Source organism: Cobetia sp. UCD-24C, from assembly GCF_001306765.1.
Lineage (GTDB): Bacteria > Pseudomonadota > Gammaproteobacteria > Pseudomonadales > Halomonadaceae > Cobetia > Cobetia amphilecti.
Genome location: NZ_LJTD01000027.1, coordinates 1 through 1,385, shown reverse-complemented (window position 1 = coordinate 1,385; position 1,385 = coordinate 1). Strand labels below are relative to the sequence as shown.

General features: G+C 63.2%; 1 protein-coding gene. It reads right to left on the bottom strand.

The window, feature by feature from the left end:
- Positions 1-1,385 (bottom strand): Ig-like domain-containing protein (locus tag AOG28_RS17380; RefSeq protein WP_235507080.1); only part of this gene is annotated, 1,385 nt, incomplete at both ends.

The window sequence follows — 1,385 nt, the reverse complement described above, 5'->3', positions numbered from 1 at the left end:
GGCGCGGCGGTGTCGACGGTGAGCGTGAACTCGCCAGAGGCTGCACTCTCGTTGCCGGCGGCATCGGTAGCCGTGACGCTGAAGACATGCTCACCCTCGGTGAGATCAGTGCTCGGGGTATAGCTCCAGGTGCCATTGGCATCTGCCACGACCGTATCAACGACTTCACCGTTGTGGGTGATGGTGACGGTGCTGTTGGCTTCGGCGCTGCCGGTCAGCGTCGGCGTCGCGTCATTGGTGCTGTCGCCCGAGGCGAGGGCACCTGTATCGGCTGCCACATCGTCGGTCGCGGAAATGATGGACGGCGTGTTCGGCGCGGTAACATCCGCCGCTTCCGGTACCACCAGAGTATCGGAGACTGGACTTTCGTTACCCGCGGCGTCAGTGACGGTGGCGGTCAGTTCGGCGCCGGCTTCCTGCTTCGGGAAAAGCGTGATGCTGAAGGTGCCATCATCCGCAACAGTGCCGCTGCCCAGCAGATCGCCATCACCATTGGTGATTTCGACGGTGCCACCGGCATCGGCGCTACCATTGACGGTGCTGCCATTAGCCGTCTCGCCATCGGTCTCGCTCAGGACTGGTGCATCCGGAGCGACGGTGTCGACGGTGAGCGTGAACTCGCCAGACGGCGCGCTTTCGTTGCCGGCGGCATCAGTCGCGGTGACGCTGAAGACATGGTCGCCATCGGTGAGATCAGTAGTCGGTGTGTAGCTCCATGTGCCATTGGTATCTGCCGTCACGCTATCAACGACTTCGCCGTTGTGAGTGATGGTGACGGTGCTGCCGGCTTCGGCGCTGCCGGTCAGCGTCGGTATCGCATCGTTGGTGCTGTCGCCTGAGGCGAGGGCACCGGTATCGGCTGGTACATCGTCGGTCGCGGAAATGATGGTCGGGCTGTTGGGTGCCGTGACGTCAGCGTCTTCCGGCACCACCAGAGTATCGGAGACAGGGCTTTCGTTACCTGCGGCGTCGGTGACGGTGGCGGTCAGCTCAGCGCCGGCTTCCTGCTTCGGAGACAGCGTGATGCTGAAGGTGCCGTCATCGGCAACAGTGCCGGTGCCCAGCAGATCGCCATCACCATTGGTGATTTCGACGGTGCCGCCGGCCTCGGCGCTACCATTGACGGTGCTGCCATTGGCCGTCTCGCCATCGGTCTCGGACAGAACCGGCGCATCAGGCGCGGCGGTGTCGACGGTGAGCGTGAACTCGCCAGAGGCTGCACTCTCGTTGCCGGCGGCATCGGTAGCCGTGACGCTGAAGACATGCTCACCCTCGGTGAGATCAGTGCTCGGGGTATAGCTCCAGGTGCCATTGGCATCTGCCACGACCGTATCAACGACTTCACCGTTGTGGGTGATGGTGACGGTGCTGTTGGCTTCGGCGCT